Below are 23,180 nucleotides of genomic sequence, written 5' to 3' on the forward strand. Positions count from 1 at the left end.
GTCACTGATTCATCTGAACAATAGATTTAAAGTTGTCAAAGAACATTCGGGTGGGTTTTTGAGCCCTAACCCTATATTTATCTTACAAGGAGGGTAAATATGGATTGCTGTCAAAACAAAACACCTTGGTACAAAAGACTTACTTCCACCCTGTTAGGAACAGGAAACTGCCATGGAGAAGTCAATCAGAATACGAAAGGGCTTGAAAAAATTGCACTAATCGGAAGTCCAAATGTCGGGAAAAGCGTACTATTCAACTCTTTGACAGGTGCTTACGTTACTGTATCAAACTATCCAGGTACAACAGTTGAAGTATCCCGTGGAAAAGGCAAAATTGGTAACAAAGAATATGAGATAATTGATACCCCAGGTATGTATTCCTTAATGTGTATCACTGACGAGGAAAAGGTCACAAAAGACTTGCTTTTAAAGGAGCGACCAAAGGTTGTGCTTCATGTTATAGATGCTAAAAATATTCAAAGAATGCTCCCCTTGACCTTCCAGCTTATAGAAGGAGGAATACCTGTGATACTGGTACTGAATATCATGGATGAAGCCGAAAGAATGGGGCTTAAAATTGATGTCAAAGGCTTGGAAAAGGAACTTGGAATACCTGTTGTTTCGACTATAGCAGCACTAAACAAGGGTATAGATACATTGAGAGAGAGGGTTGAAAAATATGCTAAAGTCGCTTAATCTTACATACGATGAAATTATAGAAAACTCTATAAATGAAATAGTTAAATATTTGAAAGCCGAATATGTACTTTCCAAAAGATCTATTGCCCTTCTATTGCTGCAAGGTGATACTGATATGATGGAAAGTGTCAAGAAAAATGAGGGGAGTAGTTTCGTAAAAATTTCAGGTATAGTAAATGAAGTTAAAAAGCACTACGACAAACCTTTAAACTATATTGTTTCATTAAATAGACAAAAGAAAGTTGAGGAAATAACGGACAAATACGTTAAAAAAACAGATAAGAGTGAGAATAATATCACCGACCTTTTAAGTAGAATTACAATGAACCCGATCACTGGCATACCGATACTATTATTAGTCTTATACTTTGGGCTTTATAAATTTGTTGGCGAGTTTGGAGCAGGAACCATTGTTGATTTTCTGGAAGCAGACATTTTTGAAGCATATATAAATCCCTGGGTAAATAGTCTTGTAACGGCCTATATTCCATGGCATTGGCTACAGGAATTAATCGCCAGGGAGTACGGAATCGTTACGTTAGGTATCAGATATGCTGTTGCAATTATCCTTCCTATCGTTGGTACTTTCTTTATTGCGTTCTCCATCATCGAGGATACGGGATATCTGCCAAGACTTGCCCTGTTGGTTGATAGGATATTTAAAAAGATAGGCTTAAACGGTCGTGCGGTAATCCCCATGACTTTAGGCTTTGGCTGCGATACAATGGCTACAATGGTTAGTAGAACTCTTGAAACTAAAAGAGAAAGAGTTATTGCTACACTTTTATTGGCTCTGGCGATCCCCTGCTCTGCTCAGTTAGGCGTTATTCTCGCTTTACTATCAGGTCAGTCTGTTGCTTTAGTAGTATGGGTAGTGTTTGTTGCTTTAGTTTTCCTGTTCATTGGTTTCTTAACCTCAAAACTTATGCCGGGCAGTAAACCAAGCTTCTATATGGAAGTACCACCCCTACGCTTGCCAAAATTATCTAATGTATTAGTTAAGACATATACAAGAATCCAATGGTACTTTGTTGAAATCCTTCCGTTGTTTATAGTCGCCAGTGTGTTAATCTGGTTTGGTAATTTGACTGGACTATTCGACTATGTTATAAGCCTCATGGAGCCCCTTGTAAACTTTGTCGGTCTGCCGGACGAAGCAGCAGAAGCGTTCCTGTTCGGATTTTTCAGACGTGACTATGGAGCAGCAGGACTATATGATCTTCAAAAAGCAGGAGCGTTATCTCCAAGACAATTGGCTGTCGCAGCTTCGACACTTACATTATTTGTCCCTTGTATTGCACAGTTCTCTATGACGATAAAAGAACGTGGTACAAAAGCTGCAATCGCAATGGCAGCATTTATATTCCCCTTCGCATTCGTTGCAGGATTTGTTCTAAACTGGGTATTAGTTACATTTAAGGTGTTGCCATGATTAAATGTAGTTTCTGCGGACATGAATTTAACGATCATGACAGTAAATCGGGTTGCAACGGGTGCCCTATGAGCAAAACATGCAACAAGTCGAAATGCCCAAATTGTGGTTTTGAAATGCCGAAGGAACCAGGACTTATAAAGTTTATTAAAAGGAAGTGGGGTAAAAAAGGATGATAAATTTAACCGAACTAAAACAGGGGCAAAAGGGTTTTGTTGCCGAATTAAATACTAATGATGAAAATATATTGAGAAAGTTAATGTCTATGGGCATACTTCCGGGTATGCCCCTTAAAGTAATACAGACGTTCCCCTCCTACGTTTTTCAAGTAGGTTATACTCAGGTTGCCGTAGACAAGACCATAGCATCAGCAATTTTAGTAAACATGTAATCTAAATTTAGGGTGTTTTTCATGCAAAATACAAAAGTTGATTTAAAACAACAATTAAATGACAGAGGATATAGAATTACTCCTCAAAGGAAAGCAATTCTTGATATATTCTCAATGCAAGAAGGTAAACATTTAAGCTGCGAGGAATTATTCAAGCTTGTTCGTGAGAATTATCCAGGTATCGGACTGTCTACTATTTACAGGACGTTGCCACTTTTGGAAAAAATGGGGCTATTAAATAAAATCATCCTGGAAGATGGATTTGTCAGGTATGAATTGAATAACCCACAAGAACAACACTTCCACCACCATTTAATTTGTATTGCTTGTGGTGATATTTCAGAAGTTCAGGAGGATATGCTAGAAGGGCTGGAGAGACAAATTCACAGCAATAATAGATTTATCATTAAAAATCACAGTGTAAAGTTTTATGGATATTGTGAAAAATGTTCTCGAGAAAGTTCTTCCGCTTAATACCCAAACGAGGATTGAATCTTTATAAAAAAGGCCTGATAGAAAACGTGAGGTTATCAGGTCTTTAAATTTGCCTTTTTTCATTGTTTGAAGGTAATTTTCCCGATAGCATTTCCCCAGCATGTGGATGCAAATAGTAAAATTTTTTTGTACTTTATTTATCTATTTATCATTTTCCTTAAGCATAATTAGGATAATACAAAAGGAAAGACTCACTTAAATTTTATCCTTTCTTCATTATATTTAGTGATGTAATTATAAATATAAAATACTCTTCTTTTTTTATATCTTAGGTTGACTATATAAAAATACAATAATATAATAACACGTGAATACATGCTCATGTGATAAATTAAGATACTTACTATTAAAATCATATTACCGGGGAGGATTGCTTTTATGATGCTACAGGATAAATTAAATACATTACAATCTAATATCAAGGATATGGGTAGCCTCGCAGTTGCATTTTCAGGCGGCGTTGACAGTACATTCCTTTTAAAGGTGGCACGTGATGTACTTGGCGATAACGTTATTGCAGTAACTGCATGCTCATCCACATATCCAGAGAGGGAGTTTAAAGAAGCCTCTGATTTTGCTAAAAAGCTTGGAGTTAAGCATATTGTAATCATATCAGAAGAACTGGATATAGAAGGTTTTGCAGAAAACCCTGTAAACCGCTGCTATTTTTGCAAGCATGAATTATTCTCTAAAATTAAAAATGTTGCAAAAGAGCATGGTATAGAATACATAGCCGACGGATCTAATGTGGACGACCTTGGCGATTATAGACCGGGACTTAAGGCTGTTAATGAGCTTGGAGTTGTAAGTCCTTTAAAAGATGCTAAACTCACAAAGGATGACATAAGGCATTTTTCAAAAGAAATGGGTCTTCCCACATGGGATAAGCCTGCCTTTGCCTGCCTATCTTCAAGATTTCCATACGGACATAAAATCACAAAAGAGAAACTTAATATGATAGATAAGGCAGAACAATACCTACTCGACCTTGGCTTTAAGCAAGTTAGGGTAAGATATCATGAAGATATTGCAAGAATTGAGGTCTCTCCAAACGAGCGCAACAAGTTTTTTAATGAACAGTTATTAGATAAAGTTTATGAAATGTTTAAGCAAATAGGGTTTAAATACACCACTCTTGACCTAAAGGGCTACAGAACCGGCAGTATGAACGAGACTATATCCCTTTAGGACTATCCTGACTTTCCTTTTTTAAGGAGTATATTAGAATCTAATTGAATCTAATATACTCCTTCTCTATTGTCCTCCATAATTAATGCCATTGACTGTATAATGCCGTAAGAATATAATAATATATGAAGAAGTATTCATGTGATTAACTAATTAATTATTTATTTAATTATTTAATACATATGTCTTTAAAGATCTTATAATTCGGAACTACATATAAGGTAATTTAATTTTTAATTTGTTAAAAAAAATAATACTGGAGGTTAAACCTTTGTATAATGATGTAGTTTTAGACCACTTTTCCGACCCCAGAAACGTTGGCGAAATACCGAATGCAGATGGAATAGGCCATGTTGGGAATCCTATAGATGGGGACAAAATAACAATTTATATTAAAGTCGACAATGACGTCTTGACTGATATAAAGTTTAAAACCTTTGGCTGTGGTGCTGCAATTGCTGCAAGCAGTATGGTTACTGTAATGGCTAAAGAAAAAACCTTAACCGATGCGCTCCAGATAACAAATGAAGCTGTTGCAGAAGCATTAGGAGGACTACCATCACAAAAAATAAAATGTTCGAACATAGCAGCTGATGCCCTGCACGATGCCATAGCTGATTATAGAAGTAAAAAGAGGTGATTCTATGATATTGACAAAAGAACAGATAAATAGATATATGCGGCATATTATAATGCCTGAGATAAGTGGTCCAGGTCAAAAGAAATTGCTTGAATCTACCGCTTTTATATATGGTGAAACTGTTAAAGATATATCTCCATTAATCTATTATCTTGCAGCATCAGGAATAGGCGGGATTTTTTGCTATTTTGAGGATGATAATGACTATGAGACATTATTTTATAATATCCAGGACTTAAATAATGACATTTCAATTAAACTTATTAATGAGCCATCATTGGTTGAAATAAAAGATTTAGTATACACTGGTAATCCTGGAGCTATTTTTAGGGTTTTCCTTGGCAGTTTTGGTTTTATTAATAGAAGTGCTAATACTTTTATTAATACCATAAATGAGAATATGTTTATTCCAACAATAATAGCTTTAAAAAATCAATGGAAAGGTATACTACAGACATTTGACAATTTGGACGCATTAAGTTTATTTATAGGTAAGCTATCAGATAAAACTCTTCCTGAGAATTTTAATGATAGTACATTTTCAACATCCCTTTTAGGTACACTCTGCTCTATTGAGGCTATTAAACTTTGTTTAAATGTTGGAGAAATACATAAGGATTTACTGTATATTGATATTTTATCCTTGGAGTTTAGTAAAGCAAAACACAATAAAACAGATTCCTATATAGAAAAACTATTGAACTATGAATATGGTAATCCTATAACCAATACCGGCATTGGGAAAAAATTTTCTGAATGTAAGGTGCTTATTGTCGGTGCTGGAGGGCTTGGGGCTCCTGTGGCATTTGCCCTATCAATGGCTGGAGTTAATACTATTGGCTTAGTTGACTACGACACAGTTGAAATCAGCAATCTTAATCGTCAGATACTCCATTCAACTTCTCGTATAGGAATACCTAAGGTTAAATCCGCTGAGATTTTCTTAAGAAAAATTAATCCAAATATAAAGGTTATCATACATAATACAAGATTTAATAAGGACAATGCCATGGAAATCATAAGAGGTTATGATATCATAGTAGACGGAGTTGATAACTTCCCAGCCCGCTACCTTTTAAACGATGCTTGCTTTTTTATGAAAAAACCTATGATAGAGGCTGGCGTGTTAAGGTTTAGTGGATTAAGCACCACAATTGTTCCAGAAGAAGGTCATTGCTACCGCTGCATATTCCCCAATGTCCCTGCGGCAGGCAGTATCCCATCTTGTGCAGAATCCGGCGTTTTAGGCTCAGTGCCTGGAGTGATGGGCTTTATACAAGCCGCTGAGGTTATAAAATTAGCGACAGGTAAAGGAAATATATTAAAAGATAAGTTACTTTTATTTGAGGCCATGGATTTAAACTTTACGATAGTCAATTTAAATAAAAGTCTTTCCTGCCCTTTGTGCGGAGAACATGCGAGCATTAATACACTGCAGGAATATGAATTTACCTGTGAGAGTAAGACCTTATAATAAAATTGAAGAGGTTAAGTACACTAATCTAAGAAAGCACACGTTAAAATGGACGTGCTTTCTCCTCCTTTAAGTTTATACCTGCCATGGTGTTATTTGTCCTGAACGGTACTTGAGTTGACACTCCCCTGGGAAATATTAAGTTCTGTTTAGTCAGCACCTTCTAAAACGAGGGTGCTTTTCTATATGAATCAAGCTGGCGCCTAGCTTGAGACTTTCTTAAAACCACCCCCACCGCCCTGAGGGCTCGTCCTCATTGCCGGACGGGCTAGACCTCACAAAATCAACTTGCAGGGCTACTTAATATCTTCTCATGGGCCAAGTGTAGGCTGTCAAGGAATGTTTGCATCGGGGTTCTGCCTTTACACCTTTTACCCTGGTGAGTGCGTTCCTCATTGTACTGGAGCATGTAGAAGTCTAAATCTTCCTGCAATTGCTCTACCGATTTATACATCGTCTTCCTGAAAGCAATCTTGTAAAACTCGTTTAGTAGTGTCTGATTGAAGCGCTCACAGATACCATTTGTTTGAGGGCTTTTAGCCTTAGTCATTGTGTGCTCAATGTCGTTCATCTGTAAAAACAGCTCATACAAATGTTTTTCAGGAGCTCCACAGTATTCTGTCCCTCTGTCCGTTAATACCCTCATTACCGGTATCATATGGCTTTCAAAGAATGGCAAAACCCTGCCATTTAGTATATCCGCTGCAGTTACAGGAACTTTCGCTGTGTACAGTTTGGCAAATCCTACTGCAGAGTATGTGTCGATAGCTGTTTGCTGGTATATCCGTCCTACTCCTTTGATATATCCTACGTAGAATGTGTCCTGAGCAAGCAGATATCCAGGATGCTGAGTATCAATTTCATCTATTGAGATATTCTTTTCCTGCTTTGCCTTTTCGAGCGCTGCTAATTGTTCTTCAGTATAAAGGATGCCTTCCTTTGCAGCTTTTTCTTCAAGCTTCTTCAGCCTTTATAAATGCTAAAATAGAAATGTAAGAAAGTGATCACATAAGAATGTAGGGTTTATCAAAATAAGGTATAATTATCTCTTGAAATATGGAGGTAATTATGATTATAAAAAATAACATTCAAACAAACATAATAATAAATACATTAGAGGATCTTACAAAACTAAAACCTCTTATGGAGGCAGGTAACTTGAAAGTTAATAAAAGTCAAATAGCTAGAGAATTAGGAGTTGACGCTAGAACTGTTGGAAAATATATTAATGGCTATCAAAAGCCTACAACACGAGATAGAATGTCTAAGATCGATGAGTTTTATACAATTATTGAAGAATTATTAAGTGATGAGTCTAAACAAATCTTTTACTATAAGCGTGTTTTATGGCAATACTTAGTGGACAATTATCAGTTAGATTGTGCACAATCTTCTTTTCGCAGATACATTTCTCAACATGAGGAATTCGATTGTTATTTTAGAAAAAGAAGAAAAAAATATGCTAAAAATCATGCACCAATGCGATATGAAACTGCTATTGGTCAACAAGCTCAAATAGATTGGAAAGAAAGTATAGATTTTATATTAAAGGATGGTGAAATCATAACAATCAATGTTTTTGTTGCACTACTATCTTATTCAAGATTTAGAGTCTATCGATTATCCCTTAACAAATCACAGGACGTTTTGTTTTCATTTCTAAATGATGCATTTGAGACATTTGGTGGTGTACCCAGAGAATTATTAACAGATAACATGAAAACAGTGATGGACGAAGCAAGAACAGATTATTATAAAGGAAAGGTCAATAATAAATTTCAGCAGTTTGCGAATGACTATGGGTTTCAAGTAAAACCTTGTATTGCTGGTAGACCTAATACAAAGGCTAAAGTAGAAGCCCCTATGAAACTACTAGACGAAATACGTGCTTATAATGGTACTTTAGATTATGAGGGATTACATCAATTAGTAGCACGCCTCAATAATCGAATTAATTCCACTTGTCATACGACAACAGGTAAAATACCCATATTACATCTTGAGAAAGAAAAAGATTTCTTATCCGAACTTCCGACGGAACAAATAAGAAATCATTATTCTATCAAAACCATAGATGTAACGGTTAATCCTCAAAGTATGATTTACCACAAATCTAATCAATACTCTGTACCACCAGAGTATATCGGTAAGAAATTAAAGTTACAAGTCTATGATCAAAAAATACATTTGTATTATAACACAGATTTGGTGACAATACACCCAATAAAAAACCAAAAGCTTAATTATCATTTTGATCATTATGTAGCCATTAGTTCTCTTACCCTCAAACATTCAGCTACAGAAATAGAAGACATTGCAAAAAACAACTTAGAGATGATAGGAGCAATATATCAAAATGACTAGTACATATACCGGGTTAATAAAAAATCTAGAATATTTAAAATTGAAACAGATGATTACACATTTGGATGATGTCATTGATTTTATTAATACGAATAATCTTTCATTTGTTGATGGATTGACTAAACTTACAGCTCATGAAATTGATTTTAAAGAAGCTAACATGATTCGTTCAATGGTTAAAGTTGGGGCATTCCCGCATACTAAAGAAATTAAGGATTTTGACTTTGACTTTCAGCCAAGTATTAATCAACAACAAATTTTAGATTTTACAACACTACGATTTATAGAAGCACAAGAAAATCTTGTATTTCTAGGACCAAGTGGCGTTGGAAAAACACATCTGGCCACGTCTATTGGGATTGCTGCAGCTAAAAAACGATACAGTACCTATTTTATAAAGTGTCACGATTTATTACAGCAATTAAAAAAAGCTAGATTGGAAAACCGTTTAGATGCGAGGCTTAAACATTTTACAAAATATAAATTACTAATTATTGATGAATTAGGTTATCTACCAATAAATAAAGATGATTCCAAACTATTTTTTCAATTAATTGATATGCGATATGAAAAGAAAAGTACTATATTAACAACAAATATTAATTTTAATAATTGGGATGAGGTATTTTATGATGCCGTTATCGCGAATGCTATTTTAGATCGCATTTTGCATCATGCACACATTATTTCAATTAGCGGGAAATCATATCGACTAAAAGATCATTTTAAGAAAGAAGGTGAGTAAAAAACTACATTCTTATATGATCAAAAATATACATTTTTAACTTGACATTTATAGCCTTTTTTCAAAGGTTTCAATTTCATGCCTCTGCCATATGGATCTTACCCCTCCGGCAGAAACGAGCACACCTTGCTTCCTAAGTTCATTGCTCGCCCTCAGCTGGCCATAGGCAGGCTTCTCATAAGCGATTCTCATAACTGCTTCTTCAATTTCAGGAACTACTCTGTTCTTTAAGCAAGGCTTCCTGCGGGTCTTATCCTTTAGCCCTTCAAGTCCTTCTTCCTCGTAGGCTTTCTTGATGTCGTAAAAGTGTTGTCTGCTTACTCCATGTATTTTACATGCTTCACTTACATTTTGCAGATATTCTGCCAATTCAATCAGACTCATTTTGTTCTTGGCAATACGTTCTTGCATAGTCATGGTTACCATCTCCTTCTTACAATTTTGATTGTTGCCAGGGGAGATATTACCCATAACTATTCATACACTGTCAAGTCAAGTTAATTCCCTAACATGTTATTTTCCCTATTTCTTGTTGTAATTGTGTTATTTGTCGCATCTTAATATCCCTTAACTGCGCAAGCATTTGTCTTATTTCAGGATTTTGAATATATACCATATACCTGTTATATTGCTCCTGATTTTTTATTTCTGTTTGGAGTAAGTCATTAAGTCTGTTTATGTCGTTCATAGTAACACTTCCTTATCTTTAGGTAATATTCATTTGAGACATTTTCTCGTTTAAGTTCTTGTAATTGTTCCTGGCTGCCATCTCCATGCCCTTTAGTATTTCTCTAAGATTAGGCTGCATAGTCTGCTCTGCTGCTGCCATATATTTTTCGGCCGTAAGTTCTTCTAAAAATAGCATTTCCTTTAATGCATTGTTGATAATCTCCTGTTCTGTAAGCATATTCATCTTTCCCTTTCTATTTAACTAATGAATAATATATTGTGCCTGTACCATCTATTGTCGCCAGGTACACATTTTCCATGTCTATAACACCATACTTTTTAAGCTCGCATGCTAACCACCCTCGGTCATGTCCTATTTTTTCAAGGTTTTTATCAATAACCTTCCCATCGTTTATTAGTATGGAAGGAAGTCCACCTTCCACCGTAGGGATATTTAGGTCTGCAGGAGTCACAGGCATATAGTCGGCTTTTTTAAGCACACTAATACGTCCGTTTGTCTCGAATATTGCAGTCTCTACCTCGTTAATGTTTGGGGCATCAATCTCTCTAAGCTGCGAAAGCAGGATTTCTATAGGTATTAATGATTTAAACATATTTTTCTTCTGAATTATTCCTTGAGATATTAACACCTCTGCTTTTCCGTATACTATCTTTGCAAAAGTCCTTGATTTTATGGCAATAAACGAGATTAAATAGTGCATGGCAATAATGGTTACAGCTGCTGTTACAGTATCTAAAAAGTTTATTTTAGAATCGTAAAGTGGAGAGACTATAAGCCCTCCCATCATCCAGAAAAAAGTAAAATCATAACCGGTATACTGACCACCTGCTCTGTTGGGACTAAACCTGCTCGTAATATATAGGATTAACCCTACAACAAGCGTCCTTCCTACAAATCCTATCGTACCCAGCTTTTCAACAGAAAATATAATACTCTCCAACCTATCACCTCCTGCTATACACTGATATACACTATTCCGTCAGCCTCAAGCTGAGCTAGAAAAATGTCTTCTACATTTGCTATACCCTTTTCTTTTATTCTTGCATCAAGCCATTTTATATCATATCCGAGCATTTTCAGGTTGTCGTTCTGGACTTTTCCATCATATATAAGTATTGTAGGCACACTTACATTTTTTAAGGGAAGGCCCATTTGTTTTCTGGTTAAAGATAAACTTTGGGAACTTTTTACAACATTTATTTTACCTGTTGGCTCAACTACTGCGTACAAAACTTCTGAAAGGCTGAATACGTTTTTAAGGCGTAGCTGGCTTAAAAGATTATCTATAGTTATCCTGACATCTTTTAAGTTTTTTCTAATAATCTTTCCATTTTCAATCACAACGGTTGCATGCCTATCGACTTTTCTCGGAAATTTTACATCGAGGTAGGATAATAAAATATTTATAGCAGCATATACAAAAACGATGGCTACACCAGCCACAAGGGACGACTCAGAATTCACCATTCTCACGGCTGCAAGGCTTACAATTCCAGCAGCGACAAGATGGTTATGGCCTGATAATATTGATATTTGCCTTTGACGCATAAACCTCGTTGCAATTATAAGCGAAGAATAAAGTATTATTGCCCTTATTGAAAAAGCCCAAAATGGTAGTTCTTTAGCTCCAAACCAAAAATCATTCCATGTCATAGCCTCACCACACTCTATACAAAATTAATATTTGCATATTTTTGATATATTTATTATTTTTCCATTAACACCTCTGTTTATTCCTCTATTAACCTAACTCACAAAATCCGGTATATGAAAAAAGACCTGATAGAAAACTATCGGTCTTTTGGGTTTTATTCCTTGTATACTTAAACGTATTGTTTTGAAAGTTTCAAATTTACTCTGGCATTTAAATATTCACCAATGTAGGATAAAATACCCTTTCTTTTTATAAAGATCCAAGGACTACAAATAGCCACTTGGATCTTTTTTCTTACAGTTAAAATTACAGTTTAATATCTGTTTCTAGTATTCCAATTACCATTGGTACAGTCATTAAAATTATTATAGTTCATATTTGGACCTTGCATTCTCTGGTTAAATGCTCTGTTATTTACCACATTGTTTGTTTTTGGAGTGCCAGTTTTTTGTGTATTGTTTGTTGTTACTGTCCTATATGTTGACTGTCCAGGAGCATTTAAATTTGTCCTGCTTGATGTCGGCTGATTACTCTTGTTACTATTATAATTTTCATTCCACATCATTCCATTATCATAAAAAGACAGGCATATATCATTCATGCTAAAGTTATTATTCTTATAATTTTTTTCCATGATATCTATTTGATTTCTCCAGAAATCTTCCTGAGTTTTATTTAACATCCCTCTGTCTATAGCTTGTTGAAGCCTATTTCTCTCCATTTCAATCATCTGTTTGAATCTTTCGGATGATATTCCCTGGTTATATCCTGGAATTGATGTCGTTCCATTTTTATTGTAATTGTCCTCCATCTGTTGTATCTGACTTTTCCAGTAATTAGCCTGCTCCTGAGTAATGACTCCATTATCTATTGCTTGCTGTAATCTAAGCTTCTCTAGCTCTATCATTTGAGTATAATTATTAGTATCTACTTTATTACTGGATACATTCGAATTATCACTTTGTTTAACTACGTTATCTTCTACTGCCACTGTTTGACCTGATACTATCACAGACTGTTTTACATTGCTTTTGGAATTCACTGTACTATCTGCATTTGCAGCTAAAGCTACCGCTCCCACTGATAATGTTAATACTACTGCTGTTGATAATGCCACTAATTTTTTCATATTGCATTTCTCCTTATTTTTTATAATATTAATACTGTTATTACCTACCTCCCCCATCCCCAAAAATTATCATCTATGCAATAGTTAAATCCCCAATTTCTATTTGGATTCCTATTATAGAAATATCCATTATATCTATCCCCCATAGGTCCACCCCCTTTATATTGTTGAATTCGGCTTAAGTTGTTCCCATAGTGTTTTATTTAAACCCTGGTTTATCTTCTAAAAATCAATTCTTATTTTTTTGTTCCTTTCGTAATTCTTCAATTTCCTGCCTTAGACTTCTTACCTCATTCGATAAAGTTTCATTGTTAGTTATATTAAACCTTTGAAAAGAGTTATTACCGATACGACTGAAAATAAAGAAGATCAAGCCAATAAATACTATTAATAATAAGGGGAACACAAACATACCAAAAGGCCATCCCCCGCCAGTGCCCCAATAAGAACCCCAACACATATATATCCACTCCTTTACTTAATATTAAATTTTATTAAATTATTCGAAAGTTGAACTAAGTATGATTTACTGTTATGGTTTACATTAAATATTTTTGGTAGTAATCCATGTAAATAAAACGGTATGCCTCAAGGGCGAGGCATACCTTATAAGCTTTAAGTATTAGACTACCAGCAATATCCTCCCCAACCATAACCTCTCATCATGCTCCGGCCTCCACCGTAATATCCAGAACCCCAGTTATTATTGAACTGACTCCTGTACTGTCTTCTTAATTCCATATCTTGGAGCATTAAATCAGCCTGATCTTGCGTAATCATTCCTGCTTCAACGTATTTCTGCACCATTTGTTTTTCCAAGTCGATCATCTGCTGCTGAATCTTGTTTAATTCTTTTTGCTGGTCATCAGTCGGTGCTGCAAAGGCACTGGGTACGGCAAAGGCCATTAATACCCCCACTAATACAAGTAAAACTACAACTTTTTTCATGCTTTCGCCTCCTAAATTTGTTTGTTTGAATTTCTTCGGTTTATATTCGTATTATTATCTATTTTTTAAGGGGGTTACAGATAATTTTTTTAAATTTTTTTTAATTGTAATTGGCTTTACCACTCTCCAGGACACATGTCATCCCAATGTTGTCTTGACCGAAAATCGTCACGGTACATAGATGGATCTCCCTGCTTCGGATAATTTTCCTGCTTATCAGAAGAAGGAGGAACTACTTTATCTCTCATCATATCCATATGACCGTTCATACCCCAACTCGGGTCAGATACTTCACACCAATCACCAGGAAATGCTTTTGGTAGTGTCATTTGATTCGACCGCATTACTTGTGAAGGAGAAGAATCTTTAAACGTTTCTGGAGGTATCTCGATCCCTTGTTCCCTGTATTTCTTCATTAACATATATCTATTTAATGGAAGCCCAGACTCTTCAGCCTGCTGAATAATTTCTTTACCAGCTTGATTAACAACTACATACCCGTCATATTTTCGTTCATACATTTCATCATGGATAACCTGCATAATCTTGTTCTTATCAATACCCGTTTCATTTGGTGCTTCCCGCAGGGGTATGACGGTAGCCAAAGCCAAATTTTTACTTTCAGAGTCAAAAAAGTTCATTTCAGCAGTTTTGGAAGTTATCAAATTTACTGCTTGGTATACATCTAAGCCTTCGATATCCAACTCTTTTAGTAGCTTTTCTCCTTCAGGATTCTGGGCCTGCGACTGAATAACTAAATTATCTTTACCGATGGTTAACTGAACACTAGGTGTCATGTCCAAGGCAACAGATGCATATACAGGAGGAATTAAAAAGGGTTTTAAAACATTAAAAGCCATAAAGATAATAAGAATAGCCGCTGCCACGTAATGGGGTCGGAAGCTAATAGGTTTTTTTACTGGTATTTCTATCGTTTCTCCGGGAGAAGGCCGCCGAACGGGCATCTTTACTTTTAGATAATCTCCTTCTTCGGTAATTACCACTACTTGTCGTTCTTCTACTCGTAGAACCATCCCTCGTATTTTACTCATTCCCCTCACCACCTCCCTGCTGGGGCAAACGGAGCAATTGTCTTATAGGTAAGAATTCATCAATACTCAATACCAAGACTACAGCTATGATATACTTTCTTCCCCTCTCTATCACCTTTCGCCCAACACCTGTCAGCACCATTAATTCTTTTACAGGTAATTGTTTGTTCTTCTCAAACTGTTTCATTAAAACCGGCTGCTCCACTAAAGCCTGTGCTACTCTGATTAAGGTTTGTTTCGTATCACGGTGTTTAGGAGAGCAAGATACCAAATCATCTAAAGATATGCCATAGTCCAGGAGCATAAAATTGTAGCGAGCCACCATATCTCTTTGTTCCAAAGCTGTTTGCTCATCTTGGTATTTGGTCCAGGCTTCCGCTATTTCGTACTTGCTCACCTCCTTTTCTTGGTCAAGGGTATCTAAAGGAGCGTATTGAAAGCGGGATTCATGTCGAAAGTAATCTACTAACCGATGATGAATAAGCATTTGGGCATAATTTAAAAATCTCATTCCTTTATCTTTATCATATGTGTCAATAGCCTCATTAAAAGCAATGAGACTGATACTTAATTCATCGTCATTGTTCCAGTCTAAAGACCGACCGCAGATGCCCATGGCAATAGTGCCGATTTGAGATCGATACTTTTTAATAAGCTTCTCGCGGACTAAATCATCCTGCCTAGCCTTAACAACCTGATTATTAATTAATATTTCAAGCACATTCAACCTCTCCGTATTTTTATATTCGTAAAGCAACAAAAATTTGAGGTGGTAGACCTCTATTATTTTTATCTTGGTAATGTTTACATAGAAAATATTCAGTTCCTAAATATAACAGTCAAATTTTCCTCGACTCAGGAGTCATTGGTTTCTTCTATATCGTCAAAAAAATCCAAGCTACTCTGGAAACTATGACTGTATCATCCAGACTTAATATCTGAAACAGAGCTGATAGTGAGTTAATTTACGTTAAAATCGATAACATTGTATCAAAGTAATTGTTTAATCTGGTTTCTAGTAGTACATCAAAGTAGAATCTCAGAGTGAACCATTAGTATAGCTGCAGTCGTTTTACAATAACTTTTATATAGCCACCAATAGGGTAACTAACATATCAGTTCTCCTTATGTCGCTTAACAAAAAAGTAAAGGACATAAGCCGTCCCATCTTTATTAAAACAACTTTAGTTCAATCAATGAAAGAATATAATTATCAATCCTGCCTTGATCACGAACTGCTTCGAAGGTTTCTAAATCTCCTACTCCCTCTACTATCAACTTCCCTGTCCTTATATTCAACGTAGCCTTAGTTACACCAGGGATTGCACGTAGATTTCTTTCAAATTTAGCAGCACAGTTCGTACAAGTGATGCCTTCAACTTGAAATACCATAACTTGGCTACCTTTTACTGGTTCTTTTTTTCTATAACTCTCTGGTATAATTTCATAGTTTTCTTTTCTAGCTTCCATACCTACAGTCCTTTCTACACTCAGCCTTTCGGTTTGTGTTCTTATTTTTTCTATAACTTTAGACACAGAAAGCACCTCCAAATAAAAACTAGCGACGAGATCTTTCCCGTGCATATTCAAATACTTCCCTCACCAAATTGGCAATATGTTCATCAGCTAGCGAGTAGTATACCATCTTCCCATCTTTTCTATAGCGTGCTAAACCCAAATGATTAAGCGTTCGTAGATGATAGGAAGCTACATTACTACTAGCACCTATAAGCTTTGCTACATCGCACACACACATCTCTGTTTTAGAAAGCGCATAAGCGATCTTAACTCTTGTATCATCGGCTAGAGCCTTTAGTATTAAAGACATACCGTCCACACCCTCAAGTTCAGCCTGGATTTGTTGAACCTTTTCCTCATCACAGAACCAAACTTGACAAGTAATATCTTCTGAAGATTGGTTTAAATTAGCCATTTTATTTCCCCCTAGATTACTTATAAAAACATTACAACATTACAATAATCGTTGTAATGTTGTATTATTATGTTATCAATAAAATATTTATATGTCAACGTCTACAAAACACTTGGAAGCAGCTACCAACCTCTTACTATCCTCCGGGGAAAACTTATGGAACCTCCGGTATGGAAACGTGACAGTTAGTTTAGGCTATACTTAAATTTTTATTTGAACTTACATCTTAACCGAATAAAATTAAAAAGCTCTCCACAAAACATTGTTTGCATAAAGCACCAAATTTAATTCAGAAGGAAAAGTTTGATGTGTTGTACTCCATATGCAATTAATATCAGTTAAGTAGTTTATAGAACATAGAACAATTGTCCCTCTCGTCCTCAGTACATCTATTTCTAAGGTGAGAATCTCACATTATAAATTTAATTTTAACGCGAGTGTGTATTTTGAAACCTATTCCGCTTTTCCTCAACAGGTATTGGACCTAATGCAATCTCTTCATAATTTGCCGTACCTTTGCTCTGGTAGGGAACAATCCCTTGTTCTGCCATGGAAGAATATCCTGTGCCACCTACAATAATGTGGTCTAAAATTTTGATCTGCAAGGGATGAAAAATATCAACCATTCTCTGTGTCATTGCTCTATCCTCCTGAGAAAAATTTTTCGATCCACCGGGATGGTTATGAGCTAAAATCATTGCATTGCAATCACAGGCAAGGGCATATTTTAATATTTCTCTTGGATAAACCGCTGTCTGGCCAATACTTCCTTCGGACATGATTTTTGTTTCAATTATGTTATTGCCACTATCTAAAAAAGCAACCATAAATCTTTCTTTATCCTTCATGCCACCTAAAAGAGCTAAAAAATATTGGCCTGATATAGTTGATGAATTGAGTGTAATCTTCTCGTTACTTTCATAGATTTTCAAAATGTTATATGAGGCGATAAACTCATTAAGCCGCCCTATCTTTTCAAGCTGCTTCTCATTTGGCTCCATAATGTGGGGATGCTCTAAGATGTTGAAGGGGTTGTTTCCCTTTACATACTGCTGAACCTTTTTATAGGGAAGCCCTGTTAAAGTTGTCAGTCCTTTTAAAAACTTCTCGGTATGCAGGATATCTTGTTTCATTTTAGGCTCGCCCCCCTTTACCGTCAAATATCTCAATAATGGATTTAATACTTTTCAACTTCTCACAAGTCTCCAGGGGGAGGTCTACTGATTCAAGGTGAAGAAAAAAGTTTTTAATTCCCATGCTTTGAAAGCATTTATGAATTGTTTCTTTTGTATCCGAATCCAAGTCAATCAATTGAGCTAATAAATTTACACATTTTACGTACTCCATATCCTTTAACTTTTCTAAATCCATCTGTTTTTCCACCTTTCATAAAATTTAGGCCTTTAAAATATTTTCACGGTAGCAAAGTTATCAATTTTACAGTGATATGTTTCCGGAGATGGCTACCGCTTTTAATAACCTCAAATTAGAAATTAGATTTCGTCCCTACCCAGCAGGGTATACATCATCGGGCGAAATTCCCCGGACAACATTTCTTCCATAACGCTAATTTGATCATCGGTAAAGCTGTATTCACCGGCCTGTTGCCCGGCAGTTTTACTGGTAATGGTAATATGAAGAATATACTCATAGGTAGTTGTAGTTTCATGGCTGGTCGTACAATCCCCGTTATCTACGGTTTCCGTTTCTGTATGCTCGATGGTTTCTACATAATAATCAATCAAGTTCATATCCCAAAATACAGACTTAATCATATCTATTCGCGTGACATCAATGGTGGCAACATCCATGCCGTTTTCTTTATCCATTGCAGTTCTAACAGCAAACACGGCTATAACGTCCATCCAGTTATCTACCCGGATATTATCTGCACTACCAGAGTAGTGAATCTCTACACTGTCTACGTAGTCATGGGACTCCTTAATGTCCTCAATTTTGATGTCAAACTCAGCATTTACCTCCTGTACCACACTGGATATGGGCGATACACCTGTGTCTTTATTCTCATTAGAAAAGAAGATGCCAAAAGGAGATTCTACCAAGGCGGCTACAGCAATGATAATTAAGAAAAGGGAAAGGACAGCACCACCTGTACCCACAAGGGCAATAAGCCCTTTAACCAGTGTAGCAGTAGCTTTTACTGCCAGCTTAATCATACGGGTTGTAAATATGGCGGCGGCTCTTGCCGCCTGTGCTGAACGATGTGCCGCTTTTATGGTTTGTGCAGTTTTGGCAGCAGCTTTAGCAGCCGCCTGAGATGTTTTTATACCTGCTTTTACTGTCTGCTTAGCGGTCTTGACTGATTTCTGTGCAGTTTTAATCGTGTCTTTAGAAACTTTTTTCAAGGTTTTCCCGCTTGTCTTAACAGAATGTTTTATAGTGCGGTGACTCGAACCGCCAATATTAGGTGAAATGTTGCGCCCTGCTACTTTCTCTGTTGGTGATTTGAAAATGGAATTCTGAATAGCCTGTATAGGTTTAATTTCTGGTGTCTGAATATTTTTTGATTCTACCGCCTGCATTTCTTTGTTTCGGATAAAACGTAGCCTCCTCCGACCCTTAATAAATCGCTGCTTAGCCAATTCGTTTGGCTTAGATAGAGTATATTTTTGCTTTACGGTTCCTTCTGCTTTTGATTGGACAACTTTATATTGCACTGATTGCTTTGCTTGTATAGGAATATCATTCTGTTTAGACACTTTCGTAGCTTTGGTTGAGACTGCTTCCTTTCCTTTCGGGGAAACATTACTCTGATGTGTTTTAGGATTAGGGGTTTCAGAGTGCAAAGGTTGTTTTGGTGTGTATTCGCCAGAAGTATCGGTGCTATGAACGCCTGTATCTACACTACGCCGCTCCTTTATTTTCTGTACAATCTTTTTTCCCTGATAGTCTATAACATAACCAGCTTCGTTGACCAAGGTTTCCGCACCTTTTTTTATCTTATCTTCTGCATACCCCACAGAACTGTCATAATCCTGTCGCTGTGTCTGTTCAGCCTGTTTCTTAGTACGGATAAAGGCGTTTTTTGCTCTGTAGGAAACATCCGCAGCTTTATCCAGCATCTTAATATCTTTAATAGTAGATTTAGTTTTTATTTCTTTCAATGAGCGCACCTCCTTTCAGGGTATCCCTAACTGCTACCGCACTTTTTGAAAACCAGGTGTAATACGCTTTATGTTCCTGCAATATTCAGGATAGCGCAGTCGGATAGCTTCAAAAAAGTATGGTGCAAAACTACAGTCAAATAATTCATGAGGGGAGGAGCGATTTTCTTTTCCATCCTCTGTAAAACCATTCCAGAGATTAAAAGCAAGGCGGCACAATCGAAGCGTACTGCCCGTTTGCCATGCAGATGAAAGCCCCTCCAGGTTAATCCCATCGTTTTTGAAGTCAAAAAGGTTTTGGATATGGCTTCTTGTTTCTGAGCTGATTCCCATAGTATAAAAAAACGCCCGATGATAGGCGTCGTCATTGTAGGTTTTGGCCAGCATTTCATAATAGAAAGCCTTATGCTCTTTGTCTTTAAACCTGATATTTTCCATTTTGAGTGCCTCCTTTATATGATGAATGAACGGCTGACTAAGGTACAGTCAGCCGTTGTTTAGTTAAACATGGTGTATTACCCTTGTTCCCCGGGTTTGGTAGTCATCAAACGATAAAGCTTGGTATTTCGCGGGAATTGGTCGATGAAGGGTACAAGGGAACTTCCTACCTTAATTAGACCATTACCCGCATCCACATTTGTAATGTAAGAAAGCTGAAGGTCGGAAATGTTCAAAAGCTTTGCAAGTTCCATGCGGTCAGTACTGGCTTGATTAAGCATAACAATGAATTCGGAATTGGCCAGCATAGTACGGGCTGTATGGCTCTGCAAGAGGTCATCTACGTTTTGCGTGATACCTGTACAAAAAGCACCGTACTTTCTGACACGTTTCCAAAGTGTAAACAAGAAGTTGGCACTGTATTCATGCTGAAACAACAGGTATATTTCATCAATGATAATAAAGGTATTTTTACCCTTTGCCCGGTTTTGTGTGATGCGGTTTAGGATACTGTCTAATACAACTAACATTCCAATAGGCAGTAATTGCTTGCCTAAATCCAGGATATCGTAGCAGATAAGACGGTTATTTACATCCACATTGGTCGGCTTGGCAAAAGTATTTAGACTGCCGCTTGTGAATAGCTCAATAGCAAGGGCAATTTCCTGCGCCTCCGGTTCATCCTGTTTTAAAAGTTCTGCATGAAAGTCCTGCAAGGTAGGTGGATTATCTTTAAAATTGCTTTGCAGATACTTTCTATAAACACTTGCAGTACATCGGTCAATCAGGGATTTCTGCTTTGCTCCAAGGTTCTGCCCTCCAATAAGCTGCTCACACAAGGATAGTACAAATTCAGATTTTAAAATAACGGGGTTTGCACCGTCTCCATAATCCTTACTCATGTCCATTGCATTGATATGATTTTGAGAGGTCGCGGAAATATGGATAATCTCGCCACCCATCGCTTTTACAAGAGAGGAATATTCTCTTTCTGGATCAATAAGGATAATATCGTCATTACTTGAAAGCATCTGATTTACGATTTCCCTCTTGGCTGTAAAGCTCTTGCCAGAACCGGAAACACCGAGGATAAAGGAGTTACCATTTAACAGGTGCTTGCGATTGGCGATAATCATGTTTTTACTTATAACGTTCTGCCCATAGTAAATGCCGCCGCTGTGGGAGATCTCCTGAGCGCGGAACGGAATAAAAACCGCCGTGCTTTCTGTGGTCAGCGTACGGATAGCATTGATTTTTCGCAGTCCATATGGAAGTACCGTATTCAGGCCATCCATCTGCTGATAGGTCAGGGTGGAGAATTGACAAAGGTGCTTTCGTGCCGTGGTAAGCAGGGTTTCGGTATCGCTGTCGAGCTGTTCCTTGCTATCTGCTATATGCACCATCGTCAAGACAGCAAACATCATGCGCTGGTCACGGGTAGTTAGGTCATCTAAGAATTCCTTGCTCTCCTTGCGCTGCTGCTCCATATCGTAGGGCACAACAGCAGAGAAGTTATTGCTTTGATTTTGTCGTCTCTGCCAGTTGGTAATGTTGGTTTCTACACCTAACAGTCGATTTTCAACCTCCCGGACGGCTTCATCAGTGGGGATAGGGATAATGTCAAGGGATAACATCATATTACGGTTTAGGTCGCACAGTTCGGATACCATACTATCCTTAATGTAGCTTGCAAACTCCCTAAGAAAGATAACACGCCCATATTTACTACCCATGCGAAAGTGATCCTTTTCAAATTCAAAGGTATCAGGGCAAATATAATCCTTGAAATCGTGTCCTTTCTTCATGGTATTGGACAGGTCAAAATGAAAATCCGTTTCCTCACCGGCACGAAAAAAGTCATAAAAGATTCTAAGACGGTCGAGGGCATCCAGCTCCACACATTTTGAACCTAAGTGGGAAAAGTGAGTAATCAGGTCAGTGCCGATTCTGGAAAAGTAGTTTCGTGCTTCCTCAATATTTTTCTTCATCACCGACACAGTAACATATTTGTCCTGCAGGATGCTATTGGCACCTATAGCCTTATCTAAAAGCATCTGATTGTATTCCCTGCGATACTCATCCAGTCCGTCATCTTTTAATGGAATTAAAATGGAGCTTTCAAAATCCGCTTTGTTTAATCGGCGGTTATTTATTGTGATTTTCGTAGTGGCTCCACTGTCAAAGGAATTAAGAAGTTCCGAGTATGTCAAGAACATCGCTTCTTTATCTTCCTTAGAGGCTACCGCATAATTGATATCTTCAAAGCGATAGGACTTGGAAAATTTGTTCCCAACACAAAAAATCCCATCCGGCCAGATGGTTCGGATAGGGATTACCTGCTGTACACCTTTAGGAACTACGAACTTTTCCTTGTCCTGCTTCATGATTTTTTGAAGAGTCTTAATCATGGCGTTTCAATTCCTCCTTTTCATGATTAGCAATAGTATTTTTAAGTGCTTCATAGTAGACGTTAGTTGGATAAAAGGTCAGCTTTTTAGGAATAAGAAACTCTGATTTTATATACGCCCATAAAAACTGCTCCGCAGTCATGCCGTGGTATTTAATAAAGCCCAAGGCCGCAAAGGGAGCTGCCCCTAAAACGCACATCCAGCTTACGGTTTCCGTGCCGAAGAAATCCCGAAGGCCAAAGTAGATACCCACGGCAATAACAACAGCCAAGACAGAAAAAATGAACTGCCGCATAGACAGTCCAAAAAACAAACTTTCTGTATAATCACGGATTTCTCTGTTTATTTTAACTTCCAAATTCAATCACCTCCAA

General features: G+C 36.9%; 24 protein-coding genes and 2 pseudogenes. 9 read left to right on the top strand and 17 right to left on the bottom strand.

What is annotated here, in order from left to right:
- The first annotated feature begins 99 nt into the window (after positions 1–99).
- From BUB56_RS07685 to BUB56_RS07720, 7 genes are all read left to right on the top strand, one after another.
- Entirely contained in the window at positions 100–696 is a 597-nt protein-coding gene (locus BUB56_RS07685; protein WP_110940741.1) for a FeoB small GTPase domain-containing protein, read from the top strand.
- Entirely contained in the window at positions 680–2,131 is a 1,452-nt protein-coding gene (locus tag BUB56_RS07690) for a ferrous iron transporter B (RefSeq protein ID WP_110940742.1), read from the top strand. Before BUB56_RS07685 ends, BUB56_RS07690 begins: the two co-directional genes overlap by 17 nt.
- A 172-nt stretch (positions 2,132–2,303) precedes the next feature.
- Positions 2,304–2,522: a FeoA family protein gene (locus BUB56_RS07700; protein ID WP_110940744.1), complete on the top strand. Its 219-nt coding sequence runs from the start codon at positions 2,304–2,306 to the stop codon at positions 2,520–2,522.
- Positions 2,523–2,543: 21 nt separating this feature from the next.
- Entirely contained in the window at positions 2,544–2,996 is a 453-nt protein-coding gene (locus BUB56_RS07705) for a Fur family transcriptional regulator (protein ID WP_110940745.1), read from the top strand.
- Positions 2,997–3,395: 399 nt separating this feature from the next.
- Positions 3,396–4,205, top strand: a complete 810-nt coding sequence (gene larE, locus BUB56_RS07710; RefSeq protein WP_110940746.1) for an ATP-dependent sacrificial sulfur transferase LarE — start codon at positions 3,396–3,398, stop codon at positions 4,203–4,205.
- 271 nt (positions 4,206–4,476) lie between these two features.
- The gene (locus BUB56_RS07715) at positions 4,477–4,845 is read left to right on the top strand and encodes an iron-sulfur cluster assembly scaffold protein (RefSeq protein ID WP_110940747.1); all 369 of its coding nucleotides are present in this window, start codon (positions 4,477–4,479) and stop codon (positions 4,843–4,845) included.
- Positions 4,846–4,849: 4 nt separating this feature from the next.
- Positions 4,850–6,319, top strand: coding sequence for a ThiF family adenylyltransferase (locus BUB56_RS07720; protein ID WP_110940748.1), 1,470 nt, complete (start codon positions 4,850–4,852; stop codon positions 6,317–6,319).
- A gap of 283 nt (positions 6,320–6,602) precedes the next feature.
- Here BUB56_RS07720 and BUB56_RS07725 read toward each other — a convergent pair.
- Positions 6,603–7,289, bottom strand: a pseudogene (locus BUB56_RS07725) (integrase core domain-containing protein); the annotation flags it as partial.
- 98 nt (positions 7,290–7,387) lie between these two features.
- On the opposite strand from BUB56_RS07725, the gene istA reads away from it, so the two are divergent.
- A complete protein-coding gene (gene istA / locus BUB56_RS07730; protein WP_110940749.1) occupies positions 7,388–8,683 on the top strand; it encodes an IS21 family transposase in 1,296 nt (431 codons plus the stop codon).
- Positions 8,676–9,428: an IS21-like element helper ATPase IstB gene (gene istB, locus BUB56_RS07735; protein ID WP_110940750.1), complete on the top strand. Its 753-nt coding sequence runs from the start codon at positions 8,676–8,678 to the stop codon at positions 9,426–9,428. Before istA ends, istB begins: the two co-directional genes overlap by 8 nt.
- A 51-nt stretch (positions 9,429–9,479) precedes the next feature.
- Here istB and BUB56_RS07740 read toward each other — a convergent pair.
- The 16 genes and pseudogenes from BUB56_RS07740 to BUB56_RS07825 form a co-directional block, all read right to left on the bottom strand.
- Positions 9,480–9,845, bottom strand: a pseudogene (locus tag BUB56_RS07740) (helix-turn-helix domain-containing protein); the annotation flags it as partial.
- Positions 9,846–10,134: 289 nt separating this feature from the next.
- Positions 10,135–10,341: a hypothetical protein gene (locus BUB56_RS07750; protein ID WP_242946248.1), complete on the bottom strand. Its 207-nt coding sequence runs from the start codon at positions 10,339–10,341 to the stop codon at positions 10,135–10,137.
- Between the two features lie 10 nt (positions 10,342–10,351).
- On the bottom strand, positions 10,352–11,059 hold the full coding sequence (locus BUB56_RS07755) for a DUF421 domain-containing protein (protein WP_110940753.1): 708 nt from the start codon (positions 11,057–11,059) through the stop codon (positions 10,352–10,354).
- A gap of 14 nt (positions 11,060–11,073) precedes the next feature.
- Positions 11,074–11,772: a YetF domain-containing protein gene (locus BUB56_RS07760; protein ID WP_110940754.1), complete on the bottom strand. Its 699-nt coding sequence runs from the start codon at positions 11,770–11,772 to the stop codon at positions 11,074–11,076.
- Between the two features lie 314 nt (positions 11,773–12,086).
- Positions 12,087–12,902 carry a DUF2680 domain-containing protein gene (locus BUB56_RS07765; protein WP_190014301.1) on the bottom strand — a complete coding sequence of 272 codons (816 nt, stop codon included), beginning with the start codon at positions 12,900–12,902 and terminating at the stop codon, positions 12,087–12,089.
- Between the two features lie 627 nt (positions 12,903–13,529).
- Positions 13,530–13,850, bottom strand: a complete 321-nt coding sequence (locus BUB56_RS07775; protein WP_110940757.1) for a DUF2680 domain-containing protein — start codon at positions 13,848–13,850, stop codon at positions 13,530–13,532.
- Between the two features lie 116 nt (positions 13,851–13,966).
- Positions 13,967–14,902: an anti-sigma factor domain-containing protein gene (locus tag BUB56_RS07780; RefSeq protein ID WP_110940758.1), complete on the bottom strand. Its 936-nt coding sequence runs from the start codon at positions 14,900–14,902 to the stop codon at positions 13,967–13,969.
- Positions 14,895–15,623 (bottom strand): RNA polymerase sigma-I factor, encoded by a 729-nt coding sequence (gene sigI, locus BUB56_RS07785; RefSeq protein WP_190014303.1) that lies wholly within the window; start codon positions 15,621–15,623, stop codon positions 14,895–14,897. The genes BUB56_RS07780 and sigI overlap by 8 nt, the downstream gene beginning before the upstream one ends.
- Positions 15,624–16,075: 452 nt before the next feature.
- Positions 16,076–16,438, bottom strand: coding sequence for a heavy-metal-associated domain-containing protein (locus tag BUB56_RS07790; RefSeq protein ID WP_190014305.1), 363 nt, complete (start codon positions 16,436–16,438; stop codon positions 16,076–16,078).
- A gap of 22 nt (positions 16,439–16,460) precedes the next feature.
- Complete coding sequence (locus tag BUB56_RS07795; protein ID WP_110940761.1) at positions 16,461–16,835, bottom strand: ArsR/SmtB family transcription factor; 375 nt, start codon at positions 16,833–16,835, stop codon at positions 16,461–16,463.
- Between the two features lie 428 nt (positions 16,836–17,263).
- The gene (locus BUB56_RS07800) at positions 17,264–17,968 is read right to left on the bottom strand and encodes a JAB domain-containing protein (protein ID WP_110940762.1); all 705 of its coding nucleotides are present in this window, start codon (positions 17,966–17,968) and stop codon (positions 17,264–17,266) included.
- Between the two features lies 1 nt (position 17,969).
- On the bottom strand, positions 17,970–18,206 hold the full coding sequence (locus BUB56_RS07805; protein ID WP_110940763.1) for a hypothetical protein: 237 nt from the start codon (positions 18,204–18,206) through the stop codon (positions 17,970–17,972).
- Between the two features lie 122 nt (positions 18,207–18,328).
- Positions 18,329–19,960, bottom strand: coding sequence for a hypothetical protein (locus BUB56_RS07810; RefSeq protein WP_110940764.1), 1,632 nt, complete (start codon positions 19,958–19,960; stop codon positions 18,329–18,331).
- Positions 19,961–19,993: 33 nt separating this feature from the next.
- On the bottom strand, positions 19,994–20,398 hold the full coding sequence (locus tag BUB56_RS07815) for a DUF6075 family protein (protein WP_110940765.1): 405 nt from the start codon (positions 20,396–20,398) through the stop codon (positions 19,994–19,996).
- Between the two features lie 77 nt (positions 20,399–20,475).
- A complete protein-coding gene (locus BUB56_RS07820) occupies positions 20,476–22,806 on the bottom strand; it encodes a VirB4-like conjugal transfer ATPase, CD1110 family (RefSeq protein ID WP_110940766.1) in 2,331 nt (776 codons plus the stop codon).
- Complete coding sequence (locus BUB56_RS07825; protein ID WP_110940767.1) at positions 22,799–23,164, bottom strand: PrgI family protein; 366 nt, start codon at positions 23,162–23,164, stop codon at positions 22,799–22,801. Before BUB56_RS07825 ends, BUB56_RS07820 begins: the two co-directional genes overlap by 8 nt.
- Between the last annotated feature and the right edge of the window lie 16 nt (positions 23,165–23,180).

This window comes from Geosporobacter subterraneus DSM 17957 (genome assembly GCF_900142145.1).
Classification (GTDB): domain Bacteria; phylum Bacillota; class Clostridia; order Peptostreptococcales; family Thermotaleaceae; genus Geosporobacter; species Geosporobacter subterraneus.

What these genes read in the sequence shown, in the direction of transcription:
- BUB56_RS07685 (WP_110940741.1), top strand. Translation starts at nt 100, where the DNA reads ATGGATTGCTGTCAAAACAAAACACCTTGGTACAAAAGACTTACTTCC.
- BUB56_RS07690 (WP_110940742.1), top strand. Translation starts at nt 680, where the DNA reads ATGCTAAAGTCGCTTAATCTTACATACGATGAAATTATAGAAAACTCT.
- BUB56_RS07700 (WP_110940744.1), top strand. Translation starts at nt 2,304, where the DNA reads ATGATAAATTTAACCGAACTAAAACAGGGGCAAAAGGGTTTTGTTGCC.
- BUB56_RS07705 (WP_110940745.1), top strand. Translation starts at nt 2,544, where the DNA reads ATGCAAAATACAAAAGTTGATTTAAAACAACAATTAAATGACAGAGGA.
- larE (WP_110940746.1), top strand. Translation starts at nt 3,396, where the DNA reads ATGATGCTACAGGATAAATTAAATACATTACAATCTAATATCAAGGAT.
- BUB56_RS07720 (WP_110940748.1), top strand. Translation starts at nt 4,850, where the DNA reads ATGATATTGACAAAAGAACAGATAAATAGATATATGCGGCATATTATA.
- istA (WP_110940749.1), top strand. Translation starts at nt 7,388, where the DNA reads ATGATTATAAAAAATAACATTCAAACAAACATAATAATAAATACATTA.
- istB (WP_110940750.1), top strand. Translation starts at nt 8,676, where the DNA reads ATGACTAGTACATATACCGGGTTAATAAAAAATCTAGAATATTTAAAA.
- BUB56_RS07750 (WP_242946248.1), bottom strand. Translation starts at nt 10,341, where the DNA reads ATGAATATGCTTACAGAACAGGAGATTATCAACAATGCATTAAAGGAA.
- BUB56_RS07760 (WP_110940754.1), bottom strand. Translation starts at nt 11,772, where the DNA reads ATGACATGGAATGATTTTTGGTTTGGAGCTAAAGAACTACCATTTTGG.
- BUB56_RS07765 (WP_190014301.1), bottom strand. Translation starts at nt 12,902, where the DNA reads ATGAAAAAATTAGTGGCATTATCAACAGCAGTAGTATTAACATTATCA.
- BUB56_RS07775 (WP_110940757.1), bottom strand. Translation starts at nt 13,850, where the DNA reads ATGAAAAAAGTTGTAGTTTTACTTGTATTAGTGGGGGTATTAATGGCC.
- BUB56_RS07780 (WP_110940758.1), bottom strand. Translation starts at nt 14,902, where the DNA reads ATGAGTAAAATACGAGGGATGGTTCTACGAGTAGAAGAACGACAAGTA.
- BUB56_RS07795 (WP_110940761.1), bottom strand. Translation starts at nt 16,835, where the DNA reads ATGGCTAATTTAAACCAATCTTCAGAAGATATTACTTGTCAAGTTTGG.
- BUB56_RS07800 (WP_110940762.1), bottom strand. Translation starts at nt 17,968, where the DNA reads ATGAAACAAGATATCCTGCATACCGAGAAGTTTTTAAAAGGACTGACA.
- BUB56_RS07805 (WP_110940763.1), bottom strand. Translation starts at nt 18,206, where the DNA reads ATGGATTTAGAAAAGTTAAAGGATATGGAGTACGTAAAATGTGTAAAT.
- BUB56_RS07815 (WP_110940765.1), bottom strand. Translation starts at nt 20,398, where the DNA reads ATGGAAAATATCAGGTTTAAAGACAAAGAGCATAAGGCTTTCTATTAT.
- BUB56_RS07820 (WP_110940766.1), bottom strand. Translation starts at nt 22,806, where the DNA reads ATGATTAAGACTCTTCAAAAAATCATGAAGCAGGACAAGGAAAAGTTC.